General features: G+C 52.2%; 25 protein-coding genes. 9 read left to right on the top strand and 16 right to left on the bottom strand.

Annotated elements, in window-relative coordinates; translation table 11 throughout:
• Positions 1-51 precede the first annotated feature (51 nt).
• A complete protein-coding gene (locus NNO04_RS04915; RefSeq protein WP_192610851.1) occupies positions 52-258 on the bottom strand; it encodes a DUF1107 domain-containing protein in 207 nt (68 codons plus the stop codon).
• A 321-nt stretch (positions 259-579) separates the two neighbouring features.
• On the opposite strand from NNO04_RS04915, the gene NNO04_RS04910 reads away from it, so the two are divergent.
• On the top strand, positions 580-1,137 hold the full coding sequence (locus tag NNO04_RS04910; protein WP_271443725.1) for a YtfJ family protein: 558 nt from the start codon (positions 580-582) through the stop codon (positions 1,135-1,137).
• Here the strand turns inward: NNO04_RS04910 and cysQ are convergent.
• Positions 1,127-1,867 (bottom strand): 3'(2'),5'-bisphosphate nucleotidase CysQ, encoded by a 741-nt coding sequence (cysQ, locus tag NNO04_RS04905; RefSeq protein WP_271443724.1) that lies wholly within the window; start codon positions 1,865-1,867, stop codon positions 1,127-1,129. The two genes, NNO04_RS04910 and cysQ, sit on opposite strands and share 11 nt — an antisense overlap.
• Before the next feature lie 188 nt (positions 1,868-2,055).
• Between cysQ and NNO04_RS04900 the strand changes: the two genes are divergently transcribed.
• The 3 genes from NNO04_RS04900 to NNO04_RS04890 all read left to right on the top strand — a co-directional run bounded on the left by NNO04_RS04900 (position 2,056) and on the right by NNO04_RS04890 (position 6,127).
• Positions 2,056-3,999 carry a bifunctional 2',3'-cyclic-nucleotide 2'-phosphodiesterase/3'-nucleotidase gene (locus NNO04_RS04900; RefSeq protein WP_271443723.1) on the top strand — a complete coding sequence of 648 codons (1,944 nt, stop codon included), beginning with the start codon at positions 2,056-2,058 and terminating at the stop codon, positions 3,997-3,999.
• A gap of 262 nt (positions 4,000-4,261) precedes the next feature.
• Entirely contained in the window at positions 4,262-5,086 is an 825-nt protein-coding gene (locus NNO04_RS04895) for an AraC family transcriptional regulator (RefSeq protein WP_271443792.1), read from the top strand.
• 75 nt (positions 5,087-5,161) lie between these two features.
• Positions 5,162-6,127 carry a DMT family transporter gene (locus NNO04_RS04890; RefSeq protein ID WP_271443722.1) on the top strand — a complete coding sequence of 322 codons (966 nt, stop codon included), beginning with the start codon at positions 5,162-5,164 and terminating at the stop codon, positions 6,125-6,127.
• 65 nt (positions 6,128-6,192) lie between these two features.
• Here NNO04_RS04890 and NNO04_RS04885 read toward each other — a convergent pair whose 3' ends face one another.
• Positions 6,193-7,764, bottom strand: coding sequence for a methyl-accepting chemotaxis protein (locus tag NNO04_RS04885; RefSeq protein WP_271443721.1), 1,572 nt, complete (start codon positions 7,762-7,764; stop codon positions 6,193-6,195).
• Positions 7,765-8,009: 245 nt separating this feature from the next.
• On the opposite strand from NNO04_RS04885, the gene ytfE reads away from it, so the two are divergent.
• Positions 8,010-8,672, top strand: coding sequence for an iron-sulfur cluster repair protein YtfE (ytfE, locus tag NNO04_RS04880; RefSeq protein WP_271443720.1), 663 nt, complete (start codon positions 8,010-8,012; stop codon positions 8,670-8,672).
• An 87-nt stretch (positions 8,673-8,759) separates the two neighbouring features.
• Here ytfE and cycA read toward each other — a convergent pair whose 3' ends face one another.
• A complete protein-coding gene (gene cycA / locus NNO04_RS04875; RefSeq protein ID WP_271443719.1) occupies positions 8,760-10,169 on the bottom strand; it encodes a D-serine/D-alanine/glycine transporter in 1,410 nt (469 codons plus the stop codon).
• A gap of 318 nt (positions 10,170-10,487) precedes the next feature.
• On the bottom strand, positions 10,488-11,108 hold the full coding sequence (fklB, locus tag NNO04_RS04870) for an FKBP-type peptidyl-prolyl cis-trans isomerase (RefSeq protein WP_271443718.1): 621 nt from the start codon (positions 11,106-11,108) through the stop codon (positions 10,488-10,490).
• 219 nt (positions 11,109-11,327) lie between these two features.
• On the opposite strand from fklB, the gene NNO04_RS04865 reads away from it, so the two are divergent.
• Positions 11,328-11,981 (top strand): OapA family protein, encoded by a 654-nt coding sequence (locus tag NNO04_RS04865; protein ID WP_271443717.1) that lies wholly within the window; start codon positions 11,328-11,330, stop codon positions 11,979-11,981.
• 42 nt (positions 11,982-12,023) lie between these two features.
• On the opposite strand, the gene NNO04_RS04860 is transcribed toward NNO04_RS04865, so the two are convergent.
• The 6 genes from NNO04_RS04860 to NNO04_RS04830 form a co-directional block, all read right to left on the bottom strand.
• Entirely contained in the window at positions 12,024-12,956 is a 933-nt protein-coding gene (locus tag NNO04_RS04860; protein WP_271443716.1) for a DMT family transporter, read from the bottom strand.
• A gap of 137 nt (positions 12,957-13,093) precedes the next feature.
• Positions 13,094-13,543, bottom strand: coding sequence for a 50S ribosomal protein L9 (gene rplI / locus NNO04_RS04855; RefSeq protein WP_192610838.1), 450 nt, complete (start codon positions 13,541-13,543; stop codon positions 13,094-13,096).
• Positions 13,544-13,582: 39 nt separating this feature from the next.
• A complete protein-coding gene (gene rpsR, locus NNO04_RS04850; protein WP_002210155.1) occupies positions 13,583-13,810 on the bottom strand; it encodes a 30S ribosomal protein S18 in 228 nt (75 codons plus the stop codon).
• Between the two features lie 4 nt (positions 13,811-13,814).
• Positions 13,815-14,129 (bottom strand): primosomal replication protein N, encoded by a 315-nt coding sequence (gene priB, locus NNO04_RS04845; protein WP_042321531.1) that lies wholly within the window; start codon positions 14,127-14,129, stop codon positions 13,815-13,817.
• A gap of 6 nt (positions 14,130-14,135) precedes the next feature.
• Positions 14,136-14,531: a 30S ribosomal protein S6 gene (rpsF, locus tag NNO04_RS04840; protein ID WP_162383006.1), complete on the bottom strand. Its 396-nt coding sequence runs from the start codon at positions 14,529-14,531 to the stop codon at positions 14,136-14,138.
• A 169-nt stretch (positions 14,532-14,700) separates the two neighbouring features.
• Complete coding sequence (locus tag NNO04_RS04830; RefSeq protein ID WP_271443715.1) at positions 14,701-15,465, bottom strand: TSUP family transporter; 765 nt, start codon at positions 15,463-15,465, stop codon at positions 14,701-14,703.
• Positions 15,466-15,768: 303 nt separating this feature from the next.
• Between NNO04_RS04830 and yjfY the strand changes: the two genes are divergently transcribed.
• On the top strand, positions 15,769-16,044 hold the full coding sequence (yjfY, locus tag NNO04_RS04825) for a DUF1471 family protein YjfY (RefSeq protein ID WP_271443714.1): 276 nt from the start codon (positions 15,769-15,771) through the stop codon (positions 16,042-16,044).
• A 147-nt stretch (positions 16,045-16,191) separates the two neighbouring features.
• Here the strand turns inward: yjfY and yjfP are convergent, their stop codons facing one another.
• Positions 16,192-16,941, bottom strand: coding sequence for an esterase (gene yjfP, locus NNO04_RS04820; RefSeq protein WP_271443713.1), 750 nt, complete (start codon positions 16,939-16,941; stop codon positions 16,192-16,194).
• A gap of 183 nt (positions 16,942-17,124) precedes the next feature.
• Here yjfP and bsmA point away from each other — a divergent pair, with 183 nt between their 5' ends.
• Complete coding sequence (gene bsmA / locus NNO04_RS04815) at positions 17,125-17,454, top strand: biofilm peroxide resistance protein BsmA (RefSeq protein ID WP_271443712.1); 330 nt, start codon at positions 17,125-17,127, stop codon at positions 17,452-17,454.
• Between the two features lie 146 nt (positions 17,455-17,600).
• Complete coding sequence (gene yjfN / locus NNO04_RS04810; RefSeq protein WP_271443711.1) at positions 17,601-17,876, top strand: DUF1471 family protease activator YjfN; 276 nt, start codon at positions 17,601-17,603, stop codon at positions 17,874-17,876.
• A gap of 58 nt (positions 17,877-17,934) precedes the next feature.
• Here yjfN and NNO04_RS04805 read toward each other — a convergent pair whose 3' ends face one another.
• The 4 genes from NNO04_RS04805 to NNO04_RS04790 form a co-directional block, all read right to left on the bottom strand.
• The gene (locus tag NNO04_RS04805) at positions 17,935-19,557 is read right to left on the bottom strand and encodes an isovaleryl-CoA dehydrogenase (protein WP_271443710.1); all 1,623 of its coding nucleotides are present in this window, start codon (positions 19,555-19,557) and stop codon (positions 17,935-17,937) included.
• A gap of 84 nt (positions 19,558-19,641) precedes the next feature.
• On the bottom strand, positions 19,642-20,808 hold the full coding sequence (locus NNO04_RS04800; protein WP_271443709.1) for a glutathionylspermidine synthase family protein: 1,167 nt from the start codon (positions 20,806-20,808) through the stop codon (positions 19,642-19,644).
• Positions 20,809-20,810: 2 nt separating this feature from the next.
• Positions 20,811-21,455 carry a DUF1190 domain-containing protein gene (locus NNO04_RS04795; RefSeq protein WP_271443708.1) on the bottom strand — a complete coding sequence of 215 codons (645 nt, stop codon included), beginning with the start codon at positions 21,453-21,455 and terminating at the stop codon, positions 20,811-20,813.
• A 9-nt stretch (positions 21,456-21,464) separates the two neighbouring features.
• Positions 21,465-21,863 carry a DUF350 domain-containing protein gene (locus NNO04_RS04790; RefSeq protein WP_271443707.1) on the bottom strand — a complete coding sequence of 133 codons (399 nt, stop codon included), beginning with the start codon at positions 21,861-21,863 and terminating at the stop codon, positions 21,465-21,467.
• Positions 21,864-22,319 lie beyond the last annotated feature (456 nt).

Here is a 22,319-nt window from a genome sequence, read left to right as displayed (position 1 = left end):
CTGTTCAGGAGCCGTTTTTTATACTGCTTTAGCTATCGCATAGCACTTCGGTTAAGCCATCTCAGTTTGCAGACGCAAAACTTGACGGTTAACTTCAGACATCACAGAAAAATGCTGCTTGTCCTTCACTTTTGGGACAAGAATCTTACCTTTATCAAACTCAAAAGCGCCTACATCCTTGATATATAACCGTCCACGAAACAGGATCTTCACGTACTTCGCCACCTGCAGCGGGTTGTACCGTTGGAAAATTTTCATTGTTGTCTCCTGCTGAGCATTACGCCTTTGCGGTGCCACAATCAGCCCAACTGTTCTAAGGCGCAAATTTTAATGCCATATGACTATAGACTATCTCGACGATGTTTCCAGCGCGTATAAGTTTATTTACCTTTCCATTACACTTATTCAGAATTATCGTTTCAACGACGCGCTGGATTCAGTATAAGCCTTCATTTTTCGCAGGATTTGTGCGCCCGTCCGCAAACTGGCATTGCGTTTGCGGGAAAAAGCATCATTCGCACATATGATTAAATCTCAGACCCAAGTGGTCGGATCACCTTCAAATAATAAGGAAACACCATGACCCTACGTAAGCTTCTGGCGCTCTCATGCCTGTTACTGCCGATGATGGCCTCCGCACATAACTTCGAAATGCACCAGCGCGTGCAACCAGTGGGGATCGCCGATCGCGGTGAATTGATTCTTGATAGTGATAAGTTTAGCTACAAAAGCTGGAATAGCGCGCAGTTGCCTGGGAAAGTACGCATTCTGCAACACATCGCCGGACGCACTTCTGCCAAAGAGAAAAACGCGACGCTGATAGAAGCCATCAAAGCGGCGAAGCTGCCTCACGACAAATACCAGACTACCACCATCGTTAACACGGATGACGCCATTCCTGGTTCCGGTATGTTCGTGCGCAGTAGCCTTGAGAGTAATAAGAAGCTCTACCCCTGGTCGCAGTTTATTGTCGACAGCGACGGCATTGCGCGTAAAACCTGGCAACTGGATGAAGAGAGTTCAGCTATCGCCGTACTCGACAAAGACGGGCGGATTCAGTGGGCAAAAGATGGCGCATTAACGCAGGAAGAGGTGCAGCAGGTGATCGCCCTGCTGCATACGTTACTCAGTAAATAGAGACCCGGAAGCCGGGGTTGAGGAAGGATTCGCGCGGCGTGTAATTCAGTGGTTTACCCTGCCAGTCGTGAATATGCGCCCCGGCCGCAGCGGCAACAGCATGGCCCGCAGCGGTATCCCAGACGTTCGTGGGGCCAAAGCGTGGATACAGCTGAGCCTGCCCTTCTGCCACCAGGCAGAACTTGAGGGAAGATCCGATCGAGGTGGTCTGGTGCTCGCCCAACTGCTGCAAATACTCTTTCAATTCGCTGTCTGCATGCGAGCGGCTAATTACCACCAGCGGCGGGCGGGCGTCACGTACCTGAATTTGTTTACGCGTACCGCACTCTTCTTTCCAGGCTTTTCCTTCTGCCGCGCTGTACATCACCTTCATAACAGGAGCATAAACCACGCCCAATACCGGCTTACCCTTGTCGATCAGCGCAATATTAACAGTGAACTCCCCGTTACGTTTAATGAACTCTTTCGTGCCATCCAGTGGGTCTACCAGCCAGTAACGCTGCCAGTGCTGGCGTACGTCCCAGCTCTGCGGGTCTTCCTCAGAGAGAACCGGAATATCCGGCGTCAGCGCCTGTAATCCTTCAACTATCACGGCATGCGCGGCAAGATCCGCCGCAGTGACTGGAGAATCATCCTGTTTGCTGGTGATCTCCATCGGTTTGACTCCATCGTAGATTTGCATAATGGCATCACCCGCATTCCGTGCAAGCTGGCATACATGTTCTAACATTCTCCACCTCGTTTGTGGCCGTGGCGTTAACTCGTTGTTTTACTTATACCCTATCGTCAGGGGATCCGCCAACTGTGATAGCGACTGCGGTTTTGGCGGGTAAATTCATGGCATGATTCACGATTCTGTAAGCAAGAAGATATAGATACATTTTCTTTTGTGGCTTAGATCTTAAAAGGATGCCCCTGATGATTAAGTTTAGCGCAACGCTCCTGGCCACGCTGATCGCTGCCAGCGTGAACGCGGCGACCGTCGATCTGCGAATCATGGAAACGACTGATTTGCATAGCAACATGATGGATTTCGATTATTACAAAGATACCGCGACGGAAAAATTCGGCCTGGTTCGCACGGCAAGTTTGATTAATGCCGCCAGAGATGAAGTGAAAAACAGCGTGCTGGTTGATAACGGTGATCTGATTCAGGGGAGTCCGCTGGGCGATTACATGGCGGACAAAGGTCTGCAAAAAGGTGATATTCATCCTGTCTACAAGGCACTGAATACGCTGGATTATGCCGTCGGAAACCTTGGCAACCATGAATTCAATTACGGCCTGGATTATCTACACACCGCGCTGTCTGGCGCTAAATTCCCCTACGTAAACGCCAACATCATCGACGTTAAAACCCAGAAGCCGCTGTTTACCCCTTATCTGATCAAAGAGACGGATGTCATCGATAAGGACGGTAATAAGCAAACGCTCAGAATCGGTTATATCGGTTTTGTGCCGCCGCAGATCATGACCTGGGATAAAACCAACCTCAGCGGCAAAGTGACGGTGAATGACATCACCGAAACCGCCCGCAAGTATGTCCCCGAAATGCGCGCCAACGGTGCCGATGTGGTGGTCGTGATTGCACACTCCGGTCTTTCAGCCGATCCATACCACAGCATGGCGGAAAACTCGGTTTACTACCTCAGCGAAGTCCCGGGCGTGGATGCCATTATGTTTGGTCACGCGCACGCTGTCTTCCCGGGCAAAGATTTCGCCAGTATTAAAGGCGCAGATATCACTAAAGGTACCCTTAACGGTGTTCCGGCCGTTATGCCGGGCATGTGGGGCGATCATCTGGGCGTGGTGGATCTGGTGCTGAACAACGACAGCGGGAAATGGCAGGTGACACAGGCGAAAGCCGAGGCCCGTCCGATTTATGACGCGGCGGCGAAGAAATCGCTGGCAGCGGAAGACAGTAAGCTGGTGGATATCCTGAAAGCCGATCATGACGCCACTCGCAAATTTGTCGGCAAACCGATTGGTCAATCCGCAGATAACATGTACAGCTATCTGGCGTTGGTACAAGATGATCCGACCGTTCAGGTCGTGAATATGGCGCAAAAAGCCTACGTTGAACACTTTATTCAGGGCGATCCGGATCTGGCAAAACTGCCTGTGCTTTCTGCCGCCGCACCGTTTAAAGTTGGTGGTCGTAAAAACGATCCAGCCAGCTTTGTGGAAGTGGAAAAAGGGCAACTCACCTTCCGTAACGCCGCCGACCTCTACCTTTACCCCAATACCCTGGTGGTCGTAAAAGCCAGCGGCAAAGAGGTGAAAGAGTGGCTGGAATGCTCGGTAGGACAGTTTAATCAAATTGATATCCACAGCAGCAAACCGCAGTCGCTGATTAACTGGGATGGATTCCGCACCTATAACTTCGATGTGATTGATGGCGTTAATTACCAGGTGGATGTTTCACAGCCCGCCCGCTATGACGGTGAATGCCAGACCGTCAACCCTAACGCAGAACGCATCAAGAATCTGACCTTCAACGGCAAACCGATTGATCCGAACGCGACGTTCCTGATCGCCACCAATAACTATCGCGCTTACGGTGGTAAGTTCGCGGGCACCGGCGAAAATCATATCGCTTTTGCTGCGCCGGATGAGAACCGTGCGGTGCTGGCAGCCTGGATTAGCGCGGAAACAAAGCGCGCGGGCGCAATCCATCCGGCAGCAGACAATAACTGGCGTCTGGCCCCCATCAACAGTAAGACGACGCTGGATATCCGTGTTGAGACATCCCCAACCGATAAAGCCGCCGCGTTTATCAAAGAGAAAGGACAGTATCCGCTGAAAAAAGTCGCCACCGATGATATCGGTTTTGCGATTTACCAGGTGGATTTGAGTCAGTAACGCTCCCTTCATTGCCGGATGGCGACGCCAGAGCGTCTTATCCGGCCTACAGAGCAGTGCTTTTTGTAGGTCGGATAAGCAAAGCGCCATCAGGCACTTTATCGCTGACCTGCTCACCCAGCACTGGGGGGCTGTTCGATGACGGCCATAACTGACGGAGAGCGTCAAAAGCCTCCTGTAGGTGTTAAAAATTAGTTAATTGCAGTGGCATCCCCGGGAGTCATCTCTGATAATGAAACGATGGTTCCTGGGGAGAGACACCGTGCAAGGCGTACCCGAACAGTTTATTGATGAGAAAGACAGCGCCCGTTTTCGCCATCTGGCGCAGGTTCCCGGCGTTGAACTTTATCATGCCCACATTTCGCGTTACGCCTTTGAACCCCATACCCATGAAGCGTTCGGTATCGGTGCGATAGAAGCCGGAGCCGAACGCTTTCGCTATCGCGGTACACAATATGTTGCCCCCGCGCAATCCGTCGTCACGATGAATCCCGATGAGCTGCATACCGGTGAGGCCGACACGGCGGACGGCTGGCGCTACCGTATGATCTATCTGGAACCCGATCTGCTGGAAGAGGTGACCGGGATCCGTCACTGGTGGTTTCAGGACGTTACGCGCCACGATCCGTTACGATCGCGCCAAATTTGTACGCTGATCCAGGGACTCTGGCACGCGGACGATCCGCTGGCGCAAAAAGGTCTGCTGCTCTCCCTTATCGACACTTTCCAGCCCCTGGCGCGTCATGCACCGACGCTGCGCGAAGGCGCACATCGTTTTGATCGCGTACGCGAGTATCTGCATGATAATTATATGCATCCTGTCACGCTGGATGAGCTGGCGCGCGTCATGTCGCTAAGCCCCTGGCATTTTCAGCGCCAGTTCAAAGCCCATTTCCACGTGACGCCGCATCAAATGCTGATGGCAATTCGACTGTGGCGGGCAAAGACATTTCTCACCCACGGTATGCCCGCAGCAGAGGTGGCTGCGGCCACCGGGTTGACCGATCAATCCCATCTCACCCGGACATTTACGCATCGCTACGGCATCACCCCGGTACGCTACCAAAAGCAGGTGTTCTCCGGCTAATCAGCAATCTCATACAATACGGGCGCGTATTCCCTGCCTACACTTCTCACTACGTTCAATAATGTGGATATAAAAATGATTAGCGGTGTGTTGTATGCCCTGCTGGCGGGGCTGATGTGGGGACTGATTTTTGTCGGGCCGTTGATCGTACCGGAATACCCGGCGGTATTGCAGGCGATGGGGCGTTATCTGGCACTGGGGTTGATCGCGTTACCCATCGCCTGGCTTGGTCGCGTGCGCCTTCGCCAGTTGACGCGTAAAGACTGGCTGACTGCGCTGGCGCTGACGATGATGGGCAATCTGATTTATTACTTCTGCCTGGCAAGCGCGATCCAGCGCACCGGCGCTCCCGTCTCAACGATGATCATCGGAACGCTGCCGGTGGTGATCCCGGTATTTGCCAACCTGCTTTATAGCCAGCGCGACGGCAAATTATCCTGGCTACGCTTAACGCCCGCACTGGTGTTGATCGGCATTGGGCTACTCTGCGTGAATGTTGCGGAGTTGGATCAGGGAATGCCCGATTTTAACGGCTGGCGCTACGGTTCAGGTATCGCCCTGGCGCTGATCTCTGTGGTGTGTTGGGCATGGTATGCGCTGCGTAACGCCCGCTGGTTACGCGAGAATCCGGATAAACACCCGATGATGTGGGCAACGGCGCAGGCGCTGGTCACACTGCCTGTTTCTTTGCTTGGGTATGTCGCGGCTTGCCTCTGGCTCAGTGGGCAAACACCCATTTTTGAACTGCCCTTTGGGCCGCGCCCAGTGGTGTTTATCGGCCTGATGGTGGCCATTGCGATCCTCTGTTCATGGGTAGGCGCATTATGCTGGAACGTGGCCAGCCAACGCTTGCCAACGGTTATCCTCGGCCCCTTGATTGTCTTCGAGACATTAGCGGGTCTTCTGTACACCTTTATTCTGCGGGAAGAAATGCCGCCACTGCTGACGCTGAGCGGGATTGTATTGCTGGTGATTGGGGTGGTGATTGCAGTAAGAGCAAAACCGGAGAAGCCGGGCATCATCGCGGTTTCAGAGTCGTGATGTTGCCAGAGAGTGTGGCGTTTATACGGCCTACGACGTCATAGCGCGTAGGCCGGATAAGATGTTTACGCCGCCGTCCGGCGCGAAACGTTAAACACGGCGACCGTCTGATTCAGACGTGCAGCCTGCTCTTCCAACGCTGCAGCAGCAGAGGCTGATTCTTCCACCAGCGAGGCGTTCTGCTGCGTCACGCGATCCATTTCTGCAACCGCCTGACCGACTTGATCGATGCCCCGGCTTTGCTCGTCAGATGCGGAAGCAATTTCACCCATGATGTCGGTGACTCGGGTGACTGCACTCACAATCTCCGCCATAGTTTCACCGGCTTCATTCACCAGCGCCGCGCCTGCGCTCACCCGATTGCCAGAGTCGTCGATTAACGCCTTAATCTCTTTTGCCGCCTGCGCGCTACGCTGCGCCAGGGTACGCACTTCGCCTGCAACCACGGCGAAACCGCGCCCTTGCTCTCCCGCCCGCGCCGCTTCCACCGCCGCATTCAGCGCCAGAATATTAGTCTGGAACGCAATGCCGTCAATCACGCTGGTGATCTGGGCAATTTTGCTGGAACTGGTGGCGATTTCATCCATGGTACGCACCACGCCATCCACCACCTTACCGCCTTTCTGCGCCGTCTCAGAAGCATTGCGCGCCAGATTGGTCGCCTGACGCGCATTGTCCGCATTTTGCTTCACGGTCGCAGTAAGCTGCTCCATACTGGCCGCCGTTTCTTCCAGTGATGCCGCCTGCTGTTCTGTCCGTGAAGAGAGATCGTTGCTGCCCGCTGAAATTTCCCCTGCGCCGGTATAGATGGTATCGGCCCCGTCGCGTACCACGCTGACGGTGTTCGCCAGCGCCTGCTGCATCTCGTGAAGATTACGCGCCAGCAGCGCCATTTCGTTGCTGCCTTCCGTCTGAATGCGGTGGGTCAGATCACCCGCCGCAATATGGCGAATATGCGCCATCACATCATGCAGCGGTTTCAGCAACACACGCTGCATGGCAATCCAGCTGATGACGATCACCGCCACGACCGCCAACATAATGAGGGTCAGGATCCACAGGATACGCTGATAGTCGTTTTCGTTATCCCGCATCCCTGCATTTGCCAGTTCAGCCTGCGCGGTACGCCACTCGTGGTAAACCGCCTGCATAGCCGTCTGTTTTTGTTCGGCATTCTGCCTGAACATCTCTTCCAGCTTACCTTCAGCCAATAGAATGTTCATTTTCGCCAGCGTGGCCGAGTAGAGGCCGTATTGCTCTTCCAGCCTGTCAGCCAGTTTTTCATCCAGACCCGGCGTTTCCGGCAATGCGTAGTAGTTGTCGTAATGACGCTTTGCCTCTGCCAGCATACGGTTCGCGGCATTCACCAGTTCATTCAACTGCCCGCCATTGATCTGATTGGCCATATTACCTTGCAGCCGCAGCATACCCCGGTTGAGCGTCACGCGCGCCTGGTTCAGGCTGATCCACGCATCGGTAAATTCCGCCACGTTCTGGCTGGAAAGTTGTGACACGGTGAAGTTTTGTTTGTCGTGGTTGAGCGCACCGATAAAAACGCCTGCGGAAATGATCTGCATCGCGCCCAGAGCGAGTAGCACGATTATCAGTAAGGTGATGACTTTGATCCGTTTGAACATCTGTTGCCTTTTCTTATGCAAGGATTGCCTGAGGTCTAACTATCGGCAGTGCCGCCAGCTTATTTAATCCTGCCGTCGGCGACCAAAGCGGATTTTCAGTTCTTTTTAATAAGATTCAGCATCTTAAGAGAATAAGAAAATTTCGTGACAATCATCACACTTCATTCTGACTCGAAAGAGGTATATCTTCGCCTTAAAGATGTATTTAATATACATCTTATATTACTGAGAATGAGGTAACAGCTATGTCTTATCGCGATCAACCTTTAGGTGAACTGGCGCTCTCGATCCCTCGCGCTTCGGCGCTGTTTCGTAAGTACGATATGGATTACTGCTGCGGCGGTAAGCAGACGCTGGCGCGCGCGGCCGCGCGTAAAGAGCTGGATGTCGACGCTATCGAAGCGCAACTGGCAGCGCTTGCTGAACAGCCGATTGAGAAAGACTGGCGTACCGCAGAACTCACCGAAATCATCAACCACATCATTGTGCGTTATCATGACCGCCACCGTGAGCAACTGCCGGAACTGATTCTGCAGGCCACCAAAGTAGAACGCGTACACGCCGATAAACCCAGCGTTCCGAAAGGTCTGGCGAAATATCTGACCATGCTGCATCAGGAACTTTCCAGCCACATGATGAAAGAAGAGCAGATCCTGTTCCCGATGATCAAGCAGGGAATGGGAAGTCAGGCGATGGGCCCGATAAGCGTAATGGAAAGCGAGCACGATGACGCAGGTGAGCTACTGGAAGTGATCAAGCACACCACCAATAACGTCACACCACCGCCGGAAGCCTGCACGACCTGGAAAGCGATGTACAACGGTATTAATGAATTGATCGACGATTTGATGGAACACATCAGTCTGGAGAACAACGTTCTGTTCCCGCGTGCGCTGGCTGGAGAGTAAAAAAATGCCCGGTGGCGTTACCGCTTACCGGGCCTACATTTCGAGCCTTTCCAGGCCGGATAAGCGAAACGCCATCCGGCTATCGGATTAACGTACGCCAGCCATACGTTTCTTGCCAATAAACAACCAGCCGAGACCCAGCGCGATGAACCACAGCGGTGTGACGATCAGCGCCTGACGGGTATCCTCTTCCAGCGTCAGCAGTACCAGCACGAACACGAAGAACGCCATGCACACCCAGCACATCATCTTGCCCCACGGCATCTTGTAAATCGATTTCTCATGCAGATGCGGACGCTGTTTGCGGTACACCAGGTACGAGCACAGAATGATGGTCCAGACGAACATAAACAGAATCGCCGACACGGTGGTGATCATCGTAAATGCACCAATCACGCTCGGGTTAACGTACAGCATCACCACACCGCCCAGCAGGCAGATACAGGAGAAGGTCAGCCCTTTTGCCGGAACAGCACGTTTAGACAGCTTCGCAAACGCACTCGGCGCAACCCCTTCCTGCGCCAGGCCGAATAACATACGGCTGGTGGAGAACACGCCGCTGTTCGCGGAAGATGCAGCGGACGTCAGCACCACAAAGTTAATCAGACTGGCAGCAGCAGGCAGACCAACCAACACAAACAGTTCCACAAACGGGCTCTTGGTCGGTACGACTGAGCTCCACGGCGTCACCGACATGATGATGATCAGCGCGAAGACGTAGAACATGATGATACGAATCGGAATCGAGTTGATTGCGCGCGGCAGGGATTTCTCCGGATCTTTGGTTTCCGCCGCAGTCGTCCCCACCAGCTCAATACCCACGAAGGCAAATACCGCTATCTGGAAACCGGCAAAGAAGCCGCTTAAGCCTTTCGGGAACCAGCCGCCGTCATTCCACAGGTGAGTAAACGAGGCTTCTACCCCGGTTGGCGACTGGAAGTGCATCATCACCATCACCAGACCGACAACGATCAGCCCCACGATGGCAACAATTTTGATCATCGCAAACCAGAACTCCATCTCACCGAACATTTTTACGGTGGCAAGGTTGAGGCTCAGCAGCAGGATAATCACCGCCAGTGAGGCCACCCAGTCGGAAAGCCCAGGGAACCAGAATTGCGCATAGGCGGTAATGGCGACGACGTCGGCCATCCCGGTAACTACCCAGCAGAACCAGTAGGTCCAGCCGGTAAAATAGCCCGCCCACGGTCCGAGCAGGTCAGAGGCGAAATCACTGAAGGATTTGTATTCCAGATTCGAGAGCAGCAATTCTCCCATTGCGCGCATCACGAAAAAGAGCATAAAACCAATGATCATATAAACGAAAATGATCGAGGGCCCTGCCAGGCTGATGGTTTTACCGGACCCCATGAACAAGCCAGTGCCAATAGCGCCGCCGATGGCGATAAGCTGAATATGACGGTTTGTGAGATTGCGCCGTAGCGACTGTTCAGACGAAGCCTCTTCAACGGCTCCGACTTTTACCTGATCTACCATGTTTTTTCTTCCTGTACCTGTCTGTGTTGTTAGGCTCTACGGCCTTTAATGTGTCTGTCGTACATCTATGCTACGACGAACCCGTTATCGGGACTCATCGATATTAGGTAAGAATTGGCGGGATGAATACTAAGATTTAAATAAAATGTTAATTTTGTGTTTAAAGTGAGTGTCATATCACTCTAACAACGAGAATCAGTTCACAAAAATACACGCAGATGGCACATTTGCAAAATAAAATATCGACTTCTCTCTAATTGTAGGTTTTTCACTCTTTTTTTTGTCCCCCTCAATGAAGAGGGGAACAGAAGTCACTGCTTACAGAATTTCCAGCAGCTCTACTTCGAAAACCAGCGTGCTGAACGGAGGGATAGACGCGCCAGCGCCACGCTCACCGTACGCCAGTTCCTGAGGAATAGTCAGTTCCCATTTGGAGCCAACTGGCATCAACGTCAGCGCTTCGATCCAGCCAGGGATCACACCATTAACCGGGAATTCAGCCGGTTCGCCACGCGCAACAGAACTGTCAAACACGGTACCGTCAATCAGTTTACCGGTGTAATGCACACGTACACGATCGATACGCGCCGGGATAGCGCCTTCACCCTGGTTGATCACGCGGAATTGCAGACCGGACTCCGTACTGTTCACACCGTCTTTCTCACGGTTTTCTTCCAGGTATTTCACACCATCAGCGGCCATAGCCTGGAAACGTTCGCGACGCACCGCATCGGCACGTTCGTGGATCTCGCGCAGCGCGCGGTGAACCACATCAACAGGCACTGCCGGGTGTTTGCCTTCCAGCGCATCAGCAATACCTGCCACCAGCGCTTCAGGCAACAGCCCTTCCAGACCAGATTCGCTCAGTTGCTGGCCTACCTGCAAACCAATGCCGTAGCTTGCTTGCGCTTCGATAGTGTCAAAAGTCGGGGTTGCCATCATATTTCCTTTCATCGGATATCAAGAAGCGGGAAGCATATCAGCCACGCTGCATCCGGTAAAACTTTGTCTCGGGAAGAGATGACAAATCGCAGGGAAACATAAACAATAGGTATATCCCGCACTGAAGTCACGAAAGCGGGCATTATGACGAACATCATAGCGTTAGCCATCTATACTCTATGATCGAGGAACGATAAGCGGAGCAGGAGGAAAGCCATGCCCGGGCGCTTTGAACTAAAACCAACCCTGGCGAAAATCTGGCATGCACCGGACAATTTTCGCATCATGGATCCACTGCCGCCTCTGCACCGTCGTGGCATCATCGCCGCAGCCATTGTGCTGGTAATCGGCTTCCTGCTTCCTTCTAACGACACCCGCGAGACGCCAGTCGTCACGCGAAACGCCCAGTTGGATCTCCAGTCGCAGTCGCAACCGCCCACGGAAGCTCAGCTTCAGGCGCAGCTGGTTGCCCCGCAAAATGATCCAGGGCAAGTCGCCCCCGTCGCCCCAGAACCTATTCAGGACGCGCAGCCAGAGGAACAAACGGTGCCGCAGACACAAGCGCCGGCGCAATCCCAACCCTTCCAGCAGGACAGCGGGATTGACCAGCAGTGGCGTTCTTATCGTGTGGATTCAGGGAAAACCCTGGCGCAAGTGTTTCGCGATCATGGGCTTCCGCCCACGGATGTCTACGCTATGGCACAGGCAGAGGGCGCAGGTAAACCGCTCAGCAACCTTAAAGATGGTCAGATGGTACAGATTCGCCAGAACGCTAGCGGCGTGGTCACAGGCTTAACCATTGATACCGGTAATAACCAGCAAGTCCTGTTTACCCGCCAGCCAAATGGTAGTTTTATTCGCGTGCGGTAAATGAGAGCCCGGTGGCGCTAACGCTTGCCGGGCCTATCATGTTCAGACGTTACGAATCTTATTCACCCACCAAATCCCCGAGCACACCAGCACCAGCGCCAGTGCATATCTCCACTCCAGGATATTTTCTCCGAGGAAGATAGCCGACAGAACCGCACCGGAGACGGGGATCAGAAAATTAAACGGGGCAATCATCCCCACGCGGTTGTATTTGAGCAAAATGCTCCACAGCGCAAATGCCACCGACGAGAGCAGCGTCAGATAGCCCAGGATCGCCACAGAAGAGACTCCGTGTACGGTCAGTGAGCCCCCGCAAGCATAACCGCCAACGACCAGTGCCAGACCGCCGATCCCTAACTGATAGCCCGTCATAACCGTCGGGTCTACCGTCTGAGAGATTCGTTTACCGTAAAGCGTCGCGGCGGAAAGAATAAAGGCCGCCATCACCACCGAGCCATCTCCTGACAAACTAAAATTAAAGTCCATCAGGCCGTTGTTGAAGTTGACCACCATCACGCCCATAAATCCCAAAATGCAACCGAGCGTTTTGTTATAGCTGAGTTTGTCATTCTGATAGATGAAGTGCGCCAGCAGCACGCTAAAAAAGGTGCCTGTCGCATTCATGATCGACCCTTTTACGCCCGTCGTGAAGGCGAGGCCAATATAGAAAAAAATATATTGCAGCGACGTTTGCGTCAGCCCCAGCATGGTTAACTGACCAAACTGTTGCGGACTTAAGCGGGCAATGGGTTTTCGCTGCACCATCGCCAACAGCAGCAATAACATGCCCGCAAATAAAAATCGGTAGCCAGCAAAAACGATTTTTGAGGGGATATCATCCGTTGCAATCTGGAAGATCTCATACCCGCTCTTTATCGCCGGGTAAGCGCTTCCCCATAGCAAACAACAAAAGGCGGCACTCAGGTAAACCACATTTTTCCGGGCAAACAGAGGCTGTTGGTGGGTAAAGTCCATTCCAATATCACTTTGAAATTACGTTTTATTTTTTGATTATCCCGAAAAGGATAAAGAATAGCCAGAGAGAAACGGGCGAGCTGAAAAGCAAAACGCCGGCACAGGGCCGGCGTTTCGTCGTGGTGATGAGTAATTAATTACTCAGCAACAACGTTTACAACCAGTTTAGCGAAGACTTCGCTGTGAACCTGGAAGTCAACTTCGTGCTCACCAGTGGTACGCAGAACGCCGTTCGGCAGACGAACTTCGCTCTTAGCAACAGCAACGCCAGCTGCAGTAACAGCGTCAGCGATGTCGCGAGTACCGATGGAACCGAACAGTTTACCTTCGTCGCCTGCTTTAGACGCGATGGTTACGGTTTCCAGTGCGTTGATTGCTTCAGCACGTGCGTTAGCAGCGGTCAGAACGTCAGCCAGTTTAGCTTCCAGTTCAGCGCGGCGTGCTTCGAAGAATTCAACGTTTTTCTTGGTAGCAGGAACAGCTTTACCCTGTGGTACCAGGAAGTTACGAGCGTAGCCCGCTTTAACGTTAACCTGATCACCCAGGCTACCCAGGTTTGCTACTTTATCAAGCAGAATAACTTGCATTACCTTATCCTCTTAAAGTCGTTAATAGACAGCGGCCGATTACTGATGACGATCGGTATACGGCAGCAGGGACAGGTAGCGAGCGCGCTTGATGCAGCGAGCCAGCTGACGCTGGTATTTTGCACGAGTACCGGTGATACGGCTCGGGACAATTTTACCGCTTTCGGTAATGTAGTTTTTCAACGTTGCGATGTCTTTGTAATCAATCTCAACAACGCCTTCCGCGGTGAAACGGCAGAACTTGCGACGACGGAAATAACGTGCCATATGGCTAGTCTCCAGAATCTATCAATTCAATCTGCTCGGCATGCAGAACCATTTTGCTCAGGCCGTTCTTTGCCTTATGGCAAGAGATGAACCCCTGAACGGTTACTGCGCTACCGACCGTTATACTGTGAGTAATGGCCTGGTTTTCGTGTCCGCTAACAATAACGGGCATTTGACACCACGCCTGCCGGTGGAAACCGGCTTCCTCCTGCACAGAACGATGCTCAAGCACGAACTGGCAATGAGGAATTCCTGATGGGCTGACCTTGCGAAGCGGCGTCCTGCACACTGTGCCAGATAACACCAGACGGTTGGTCATCAGAAATTACTCTTCAGAATCCCCAGCTTCAGCATCATCTGCGGTTTCGTTTGCGAAATCATCGCGACGTTCACGACGCTCGTCTTTCGCTTTAACCATCGGAGATGCTTCGGTAACAGCGTGCTTAGTACGCATTACCATGCTACGGATAACGGCATCGTTGAAGCGGAAGTTTGTTTCCAGCTCATCGATCACTTCCTGCGGCGCTTCAACGTTCATCAGAACGTAGTGAGCTTTGTGCAGTTTGTTGATCGGGTAAGCCAGCTGACGGCGGCCCCAGTCTTCCAGACGGTGGATCGTGCCTTCTGCTGCAGTGATTGCACCAGTGTAGCGTTCGATCATACCCGGAACCTGTTCGCTCTGGTCAGGATGGACCATAAAAACGATTTCGTAATGACGCATCGAATTGCTCCTTACGGATTATTCAGCCTCCTGTCTGGGTCAGCCGAGGCCCATGGAGGCAAGGAACGTGTTAAAGGTCGGCTGAAAAATGACGCGTCATAATACTGGCGGCGGCCGGTAAACTCAAGGTGATTGTACGATTATTTATCAGCGTGCCCTGATCGTGCCGTCAGTACATGTCCAGCAGCATCTTAGCGCTGATGCAGATGGAGACAATCACAATCATCGGCCTGATAACTTTCTTACCTCGCGTCAGCACCACCGTCGCGCCCAGGCGAGCACCGAGAGACTGTCCGGCAAACATCACCAACCCGAGTGACCAAATCATTTTCCCTCCGGCGATGAAGAACATAATGGAGGCAATGTTAGACGCAAGGTTGATGAAATTAGAGTGGATCTGCGCCTTATCAATGCTGTATCCCCACATCAGGATGTAGCACAGCGTGTAAAACGAACCGGCCCCCGCACCGAGAAATCCATCATAAAATCCGACACCGCCGCCGCAAATCAACGAAAAAAGAAACAGCGATACCTTCTGCCTCTTTTTCGGTTCACTCAGGTTGGGGGCAAAAATGAAATAAATGGCAACGGCGATAATTAACACTGGCAACAGCTTTTTCAGCAGTTCAGGCTCGATAAACTGGATCAGCGTTGTCCCCACTGCAGCACCGGCAAAAGCGGATAAAAACACATATTTATGCTGTTGAACGTCAATATGACCCTGACGCAAAAAATAAATACCCGAGGTAAGTGAGCTGCCCAGTGCCTGAAGTTTATTAGTGGCTAATGCATTGGCGGGCGGCAAACCAGAAATCAGCAACGCACCGATAGAGAGAAAACCACCGCCGCCCGAAACCACATTAATAAAACCTGCTATTAGCGCAACCATAAACATGATCGTGAAATAGCTGAAATCCATGAATGAAGTATCCATTAGTTTTTGCCTTAATATCATAAAGTTATCTTTATGCTTGCGATCACTATAAGGGGCGAATTTCGGCATTAAAATTGATTATTGCGTAAGTGTTCATTCTTAAAAGACAGGTATTTTTTTGAGCGTAACGGCATGCGCAAGTGACTTATAAATGAAGATGAATAAGTCAATGCGGTAATTTTTTGAACAACTGCATCAGAAATGGTCGCTATCCCCTTCTCAAGTAGCGATTAGAATTAAATCAGAAGCAATCCATTCACAGGAGATATCGCCAACCAGACACAGCAGTCGAGGAGGTACAGTATGCGAGCCCGTGTTTTGACCTTTCTGGCTGCACTTTTGCTCAGTGCAAATGCAACGGCAGCCATTAAAATCGATAATCAACAAGCCAGGAATATGGATGATGTGCAGAGCTTAGGCGTGATTTACATTAATCATAACTTCGCCACTGAAAGTGAAGCAGATCAAGCTCTGAACGAAGAAACAGATGCGCAAGGCGCAACGTACTACCATGTGATCCTGACCCGGGAGCCGGGTAGCAACGGTAACATGCACGCCAGCGCAGACATTTATCGCTAGCCATTCAGAAACAACCAACGAGAACATTGCCATAGTTTGATTTGCCCCCTCTTCAGGGGGCTTTTTTTGGGTGCTGTCACCCCGGAATCAGAGCCGAACGGGTCGATTGCAGTAAATTGTTCAGCCGCGCCGTTCAGATAGACGTGTTTAAAGATGCTGGCGAAAAAAGGAGACCGTGGCTGCCAGGGCTTCTGGCGTAATACGGTGGCGTACTCCCGCTTGCCATAAACAGGTCAGATTCTTATCCAGCCCCCGTTGGCTCAACGCTTGCTGCAAGCGTAATGATTCCGTGGCAGGAACCACATCATCTTCCTGCCCATGCCAGAGCAGCAGCGGTCGATTTGCCACATGTGCCAGTTGATCCGTCACTTGCCACTCGGCCAGCGGAGCAAGTATCTTGTCGAATTCGGCCAGTTGCGAAGGTGTTTCCAGTGAGGATGGGAGAAAGAGCGTTTGCGCCAGTTGGGTGAAATACCCCGATCCCATCAGACTGGCGACGCATTTCACCTCTGGATGACGCGTCATAATACCCAGCGCGGTCATACCGCCCATCGACGCCCCGCCCACAGCCAGACGTTCGTTCAAAATCCAGTTTTCCGCCTGCGCTGCCGCACGTAACGCAGCAAATTCCTGCATATTTTGCTGCAGAATTTGCCAGAATTGCCAGCTTCGCCACTGTGCATCACCAGTAAATCGCGCGCCGTGTTCCGGCGCATCAGGCATAATAACCCGATACCCAGCCTGTGCCAGTGCAACTGCGAAGTAACTGTAAACGAGGCTGGAAGAGGTGAAACCATGATAAAAAATGAGACAAGGCAGCGGTGTCTCACGTTTTCCCTGCGGAAACGCATGAAGAACGGGAATCTCTGCCAGGTACCGTGTTTCAATCTCTATCATTTTTACACCTCTTTTATTCTGGTATGCCACGGCAAAATTCATAGCGCAAGTTTATGCGTTCGACAATGATTCACAATGTTGAGAACTGGGTTACGCTTTCGCAACATTTTCATTCGAAAATCGCGTGAGAGATAACAATTCGGGAACATTCCCCCTAAAGGGAAATTAATAAGGCACTACACTATGGCTATCAGGAAACGAGATAGAGTTATGCGCCGGTTTGCCTCTTTGATGCTGGTTTTGTTCTTAAGCGGCTGCAGTGTACTTCAGGGTACGCCGCAACCTGCACCACCCGTCACTGACCAACCTCAGGAAATTCGCCGCGACCAGTCACATGGTTTGCAACGAATGGGGACGGTGAGCGCCCTGGTTCGGGGTTCCCCGGATGATGCCGTGGCGGAAATCAGAGCAAAGGCCATCGCCGCCAAAGCAGATTATTACGTTATTGTGTTGGTCGATGAAACCATCGTGACAGGTCAGTGGTATTCGCAGGCCATTTTATATCGTAAATAACAGTAGATTGATTTTTAGTCAGTTTTACATTGCTTTGCGTGCCTATGCGTTTACCTGTGCACAATAAACCGACAGCAGGGTGCTGGAGGTTTATTACCGCGACGGAATGCCCTACCCAGGTGGGGAAACGTAAAATGGAGCTGACGATGAAACAATCTCTTGCCTTATCCTCACTGCTGCTTCCTGCCGGACTGGTGAGTACTACGGCACAGCCTGCCGAATTCGCCAGTGCTGACTGCGTCACAGGCCTGAATGAAATTGGCCAGATTTCCGTCAGCAATATTGCAGGGAACCCGCAGGATGTGGAACGTATCGTGGCGTTAAAAGCCGATGAGCAAGGCGCCTCCTGGTACCGGATTATTCAGATGTACGAAGATCAGCAACCTGATAACTGGCGCGTACAAGCCATATTGTATGCCTGATTCTTCACGTATGCCGGGTAACAGCGTTTTCGCTGAACCCGGCCTACGCGTCTCGCCTCTAACGTAATCCCCCTGTCGCTCTCAGGAGCAAATCGTTCTGTACCTGAGCGGACAAGCGCGCCACACCGCGTGTGTCCAGCATCATCTGACACCAGGCCTGTGCCACTGGCGGAGATGCATACCGCAGCATTTGCGCCCCACAGCCGAGCAGGAAGAGTTGCTGCGCTACCTCCCGCCCGTGTTCTTCAGAAGGCTTGCGTAATCGCTGCTGGAGTTGACGTACTGCGCGATCGTAATAACGATCCTGGCCTTTCACTTCGGCAAAGGCATCGGCCAGCAACTCGTAAACACCGCTTTGTTTGCTCAACACCCGAAGCACGTCCAGGCACATGATATTGCCTGAGCCCTCCCAAATACTGTTCACCGGCATTTCCCGGTACAAACGCGGCAACTCACTCTCTTCGCAATAGCCTATTCCACCGAGCACTTCCATCGCCTCTGCGACAAACGAAATACCGCTTTTACACACCGCGAACTTCGCGGCAGGCGTGAATAAACGTGCCCAGAGCGCTTCTTTCTCATCGCGGCGACGATCCCACGCACGTGCCAGTCGAAACAACAACGCCGTCTGGCCTTCAAGCTGTAACGCCATACGGCTCAGAACCTGACGCATCATCGGTTGTTCAACCAGCGGTTTGCCAAATACCTGCCGTTGATGAGCGTGATAGATCGCGACAGAAAATGCCCGTCGCATCATCCCGTGGCTACCCAGCGCACAATCAAAACGCGTCATTCCACCCATCTTCAGGATATGCCGGATCCCCTCGCCCTCTTCGCCTAATAGCCAGCCAATGGCATCCTGAAACTCCACTTCGCAACTGGCGTTAGAACGATTACCCAACTTGTCTTTCAGCCGTTCAAAACGGATGGCATTTCGCTGTCCATCAGGTAAAAAGCGCGGAACAAAGAAACAAGAGAGTCCGCCTTTTGCCTGAGCCAAAACAAGATGCGCATCGCTTTGCGGAACGGAGAAAAACCATTTGTGCCCCACCAGCCGGTATGCGCCATCGTCAAGGCGTTCCGCAGAAGTGGTGTTGCTCAGAACATCAGAGCCGCCCTGCTTTTCCGTCATTCCCATGCCAATCAGCAGACCGCGCTTTTGCCCGCCAGGCAGAAGGTGAGAGTCGTAGCGATCGCTACCAAGAGGCGTCTGCCAGTTTTGAAAGGGTGCAGGTAACATCTGTCGCAGCAGCGGTGTCGCCGCAAAGGTCATCGTGATAGGGCAAAGCGTTCCCGCTTCCACCTGGGCATGCAGCATAAAGCGCGCCGCCCGGGCAACAAACGCCCCCGCTCTGGCATCCTCTTCCCAGGCCAGATTATGTACGCGGTTCGCGCACAACCCCTGCATCAGCAGGTGCCAGGCCGGGTGAAAACGCACATCATCCAGACGCTGTCCTTGTGGGTCGTAGCGCAATAATTCAGGGGGATACTGGTTTGCCAGACGCCCCAACTCCAGTGATTCAGCGGTGCCTAGCTGTTGACCAATGCTGGCGAGCAAATCGCTATCCCAGCCAGCGCCTTCACGGGTGACGGCTTCGCACAGCGCGCCATCAGACAGAAATAAGTTGCTGTTATTGAGTGGAACGGGTTGATTAAAAACGGTATGCGTTTGCCAGTGCATTGTGTCTCCCTCCTTCAATGGCAGTGACTGTAAGTATGGTCAGTACCGCGCCAGTGACTGAGGAGGGAGATCACAAAAGCGGGATCACCCCGAGATATAATGGGGGACGAAACGCGAAGTATCTTTAGTAATCAAAGTATTATCTTCTCTGATTCCCATACCAGACGCCTCGTCATCTACGATCCAACTGCCGATCAGCGTGTAACTCTCGCCAAAACGCGGCAACGGTTGAAACGCCTGGTAGATCATCGGTTCATCCGCGTAATCGCCATCGGCATGCTCAATAACGTTATTCTTGCCATCAAAGAGGGTGACGTTACCGCCTTCACGAGAGTAGATAGGTTTACGCACGTAGCTTTCACCGGGCGCAATCTGCGGTTTCTCCTCGTCAAACCAGGCCGGTAACAGGTTGGGATGGTTGGGGAAAAAGCGCCACAGCAGCGGCATCAGCCCTTTATTACTGAGAACGCTCTTCCACAGCGGTTCAACCCACTGTTCGCGGCGTTTTCGTAGCAAGGGACCGTAATCGTCGCGCATCATCCACTCCAGCGGGTAGAGCTTAAAAGCACGTTTAATCACGTTATCGTCGAGGTCGGTCAGCACACCACCGACGCCAAGACCGAGTTCCTCAACATAGATAAACCGCGTCTCTTGTCCGGCCTGCTGCGCGCAATCCTGCAGATACAACACAGTGGTGCGATCTTCATCGCTTTCTTCGCAACAGCAGAAGTAGAACGGCTCCCGGCTGTAAAGTTCACCAAAGCGGGAAATCAGACGTTCCTGAATCGCGTTGTACTGATCGACATCGCGCGGGATCATGCCGTTGCGCCGGGCATCTTCCAGCCACAACCACTGGAAATAGGCAGACTCATACAACGAGGTGGGCGTATCTGCGTTGTATTCCAGCAATTTGACCGGGGCGTTGTTACCGCACCAGACAAAATCCATCCGTCCGTACAGCGAAGGATCGCGGCTACGCCAGCTTTCTGCGATAGCATCCCAGTACAGGGGCGGGATCGCCAGTTGCTGCATAATGTGTTCGTCATGAACTGCCCGCTCAACCACGTCCAGACACATCTGATGGAGCTCAGCGGTCGGTTTTTCGATCTGCTCTTCAATCTGCCGCAGTGTAAACCGGTATGCCCGGCTCTCATCCCAGTAAATTTCGTTGTCGATAATATGAAAATCGAAACCGTGATCGCAGGCGATCTTGTCCAGATCTCTGCGCACAGGAACAGCATGTCGCAGCATGGTTAACCTCCACTGGAACCATGTGAGCTAAAGAAGCGGCCAAATCCCCCACGAGATTCCGTCGGGACCCTCGGCGCTATGGCATGGTGGGAGGTATCACGATAGGTGGTGGCATTTCTTTTACCGTCCCAGACATAATTACCCGAGGCAGCCCGCCATGCCGGGCGAGAGACATACGAAGAACCACCGCTGCTGTAAACGTACTGTTCATCGCGTTCATTACGAATCGAACGGCTGAGCAGAAAACCGGAGATCACGGGGATCCAGCTATGATCAACGCTGTCAAAATAGCAGTTTAAATAGAGTGACTGACAGTGTTCCTGGCTCATGTTCGCGGGTACATCTGCGTAAAAGTTGGCCTTTGCGTTATTCCAGCCATCTGCACACACGTTGGCGCTATTCCCGTCATCGATGCAATCACTCACCGTAGAGTAATAAACACCTTCGCCATCGTTATCCGCACTCCCCTCATCACCACAGCTTTTGAGGCCGAAAAATGCGGCACCGCCCATGATCGCCAGCGTCAGATATTTGCCCCCATAGCTTTTCTGTTTTGGCTGGGAAGCGCTAAGCGGATTCCCGCTCTGCAGGGTGTCAGTACGCTTCGCTGCCGTTTTATGCTGCCTGGATTTACGTTTTTTCGCCATGATCGTCCATTACCATGTCATGCAGGCGGCGTTGAAAATTCCCCCTGCCAGCGCGGCAGTACCCATGAACATTCCCGCCGCTGTATTGTGATTAATAATTTTTTCGCTCAGTGTCGGCATATACAAACGCACGCCACCGTAAACCATCAACTGGACAACCAGCGCAATTCCGCCCCAGGCAAAGTAATCCGGGATGCTGACTGAATTGATTGCCGCACTGGATAATGGAATGACGTAACCGAGCAATGTCCCGCTAAACGCCAGCGATGCTGCTGTATTACTGTTTTTAATCAACTGCCATTCATTGTGAGGCGTAATTTTTGAATAAATAAAAAGGAAAAGTATCACCATCGCTGCGCCGATAAAAAAATAAGCGCAAAAAGCCACTAATGAATCCAGTATATGCATTATATTCTTCCTGAAATTAATAAATAAAGTGTTTAAATATCAATAAGATAACAACAACAGGCAGACAACTTTCACACCTGATGTTCCACTGTCATTACTCTCTCAACGTCCCGTTACTGGGCGTTAACTACGCAAGGCGATTGCCGCAATGACTTATTTTAATAAGTAAAGCGTGCTCATTATTTACTGTAACCATATTCTGAGAAGGGGAATTCAGTAGCGCATTGATTCGCGCCGGAGTTGTCCATGCCATACATTCTTCCATAAATTGACGAGATAATGATGAATACAGTAATGCTCAAATTTACGGCTCATATTATCCGTTTCAGATAAATAAATATCCTCCGGCATAGCCGGAGGTTTTTCAAATGCGCCTGTAAGGCTCTGTTACCAGCCGCGCCCTAACAGGCGCATACGATCTGACATTTGCATCCAACTTTGTTACTTACGGCCCGT

The sequence above is a fragment of the Citrobacter sp. Awk 4 genome, from assembly GCF_028069725.1.
Classification (GTDB): domain Bacteria; phylum Pseudomonadota; class Gammaproteobacteria; order Enterobacterales; family Enterobacteriaceae; genus Citrobacter_D.
This window is presented reverse-complemented; position numbering and strand designations above follow the sequence as displayed.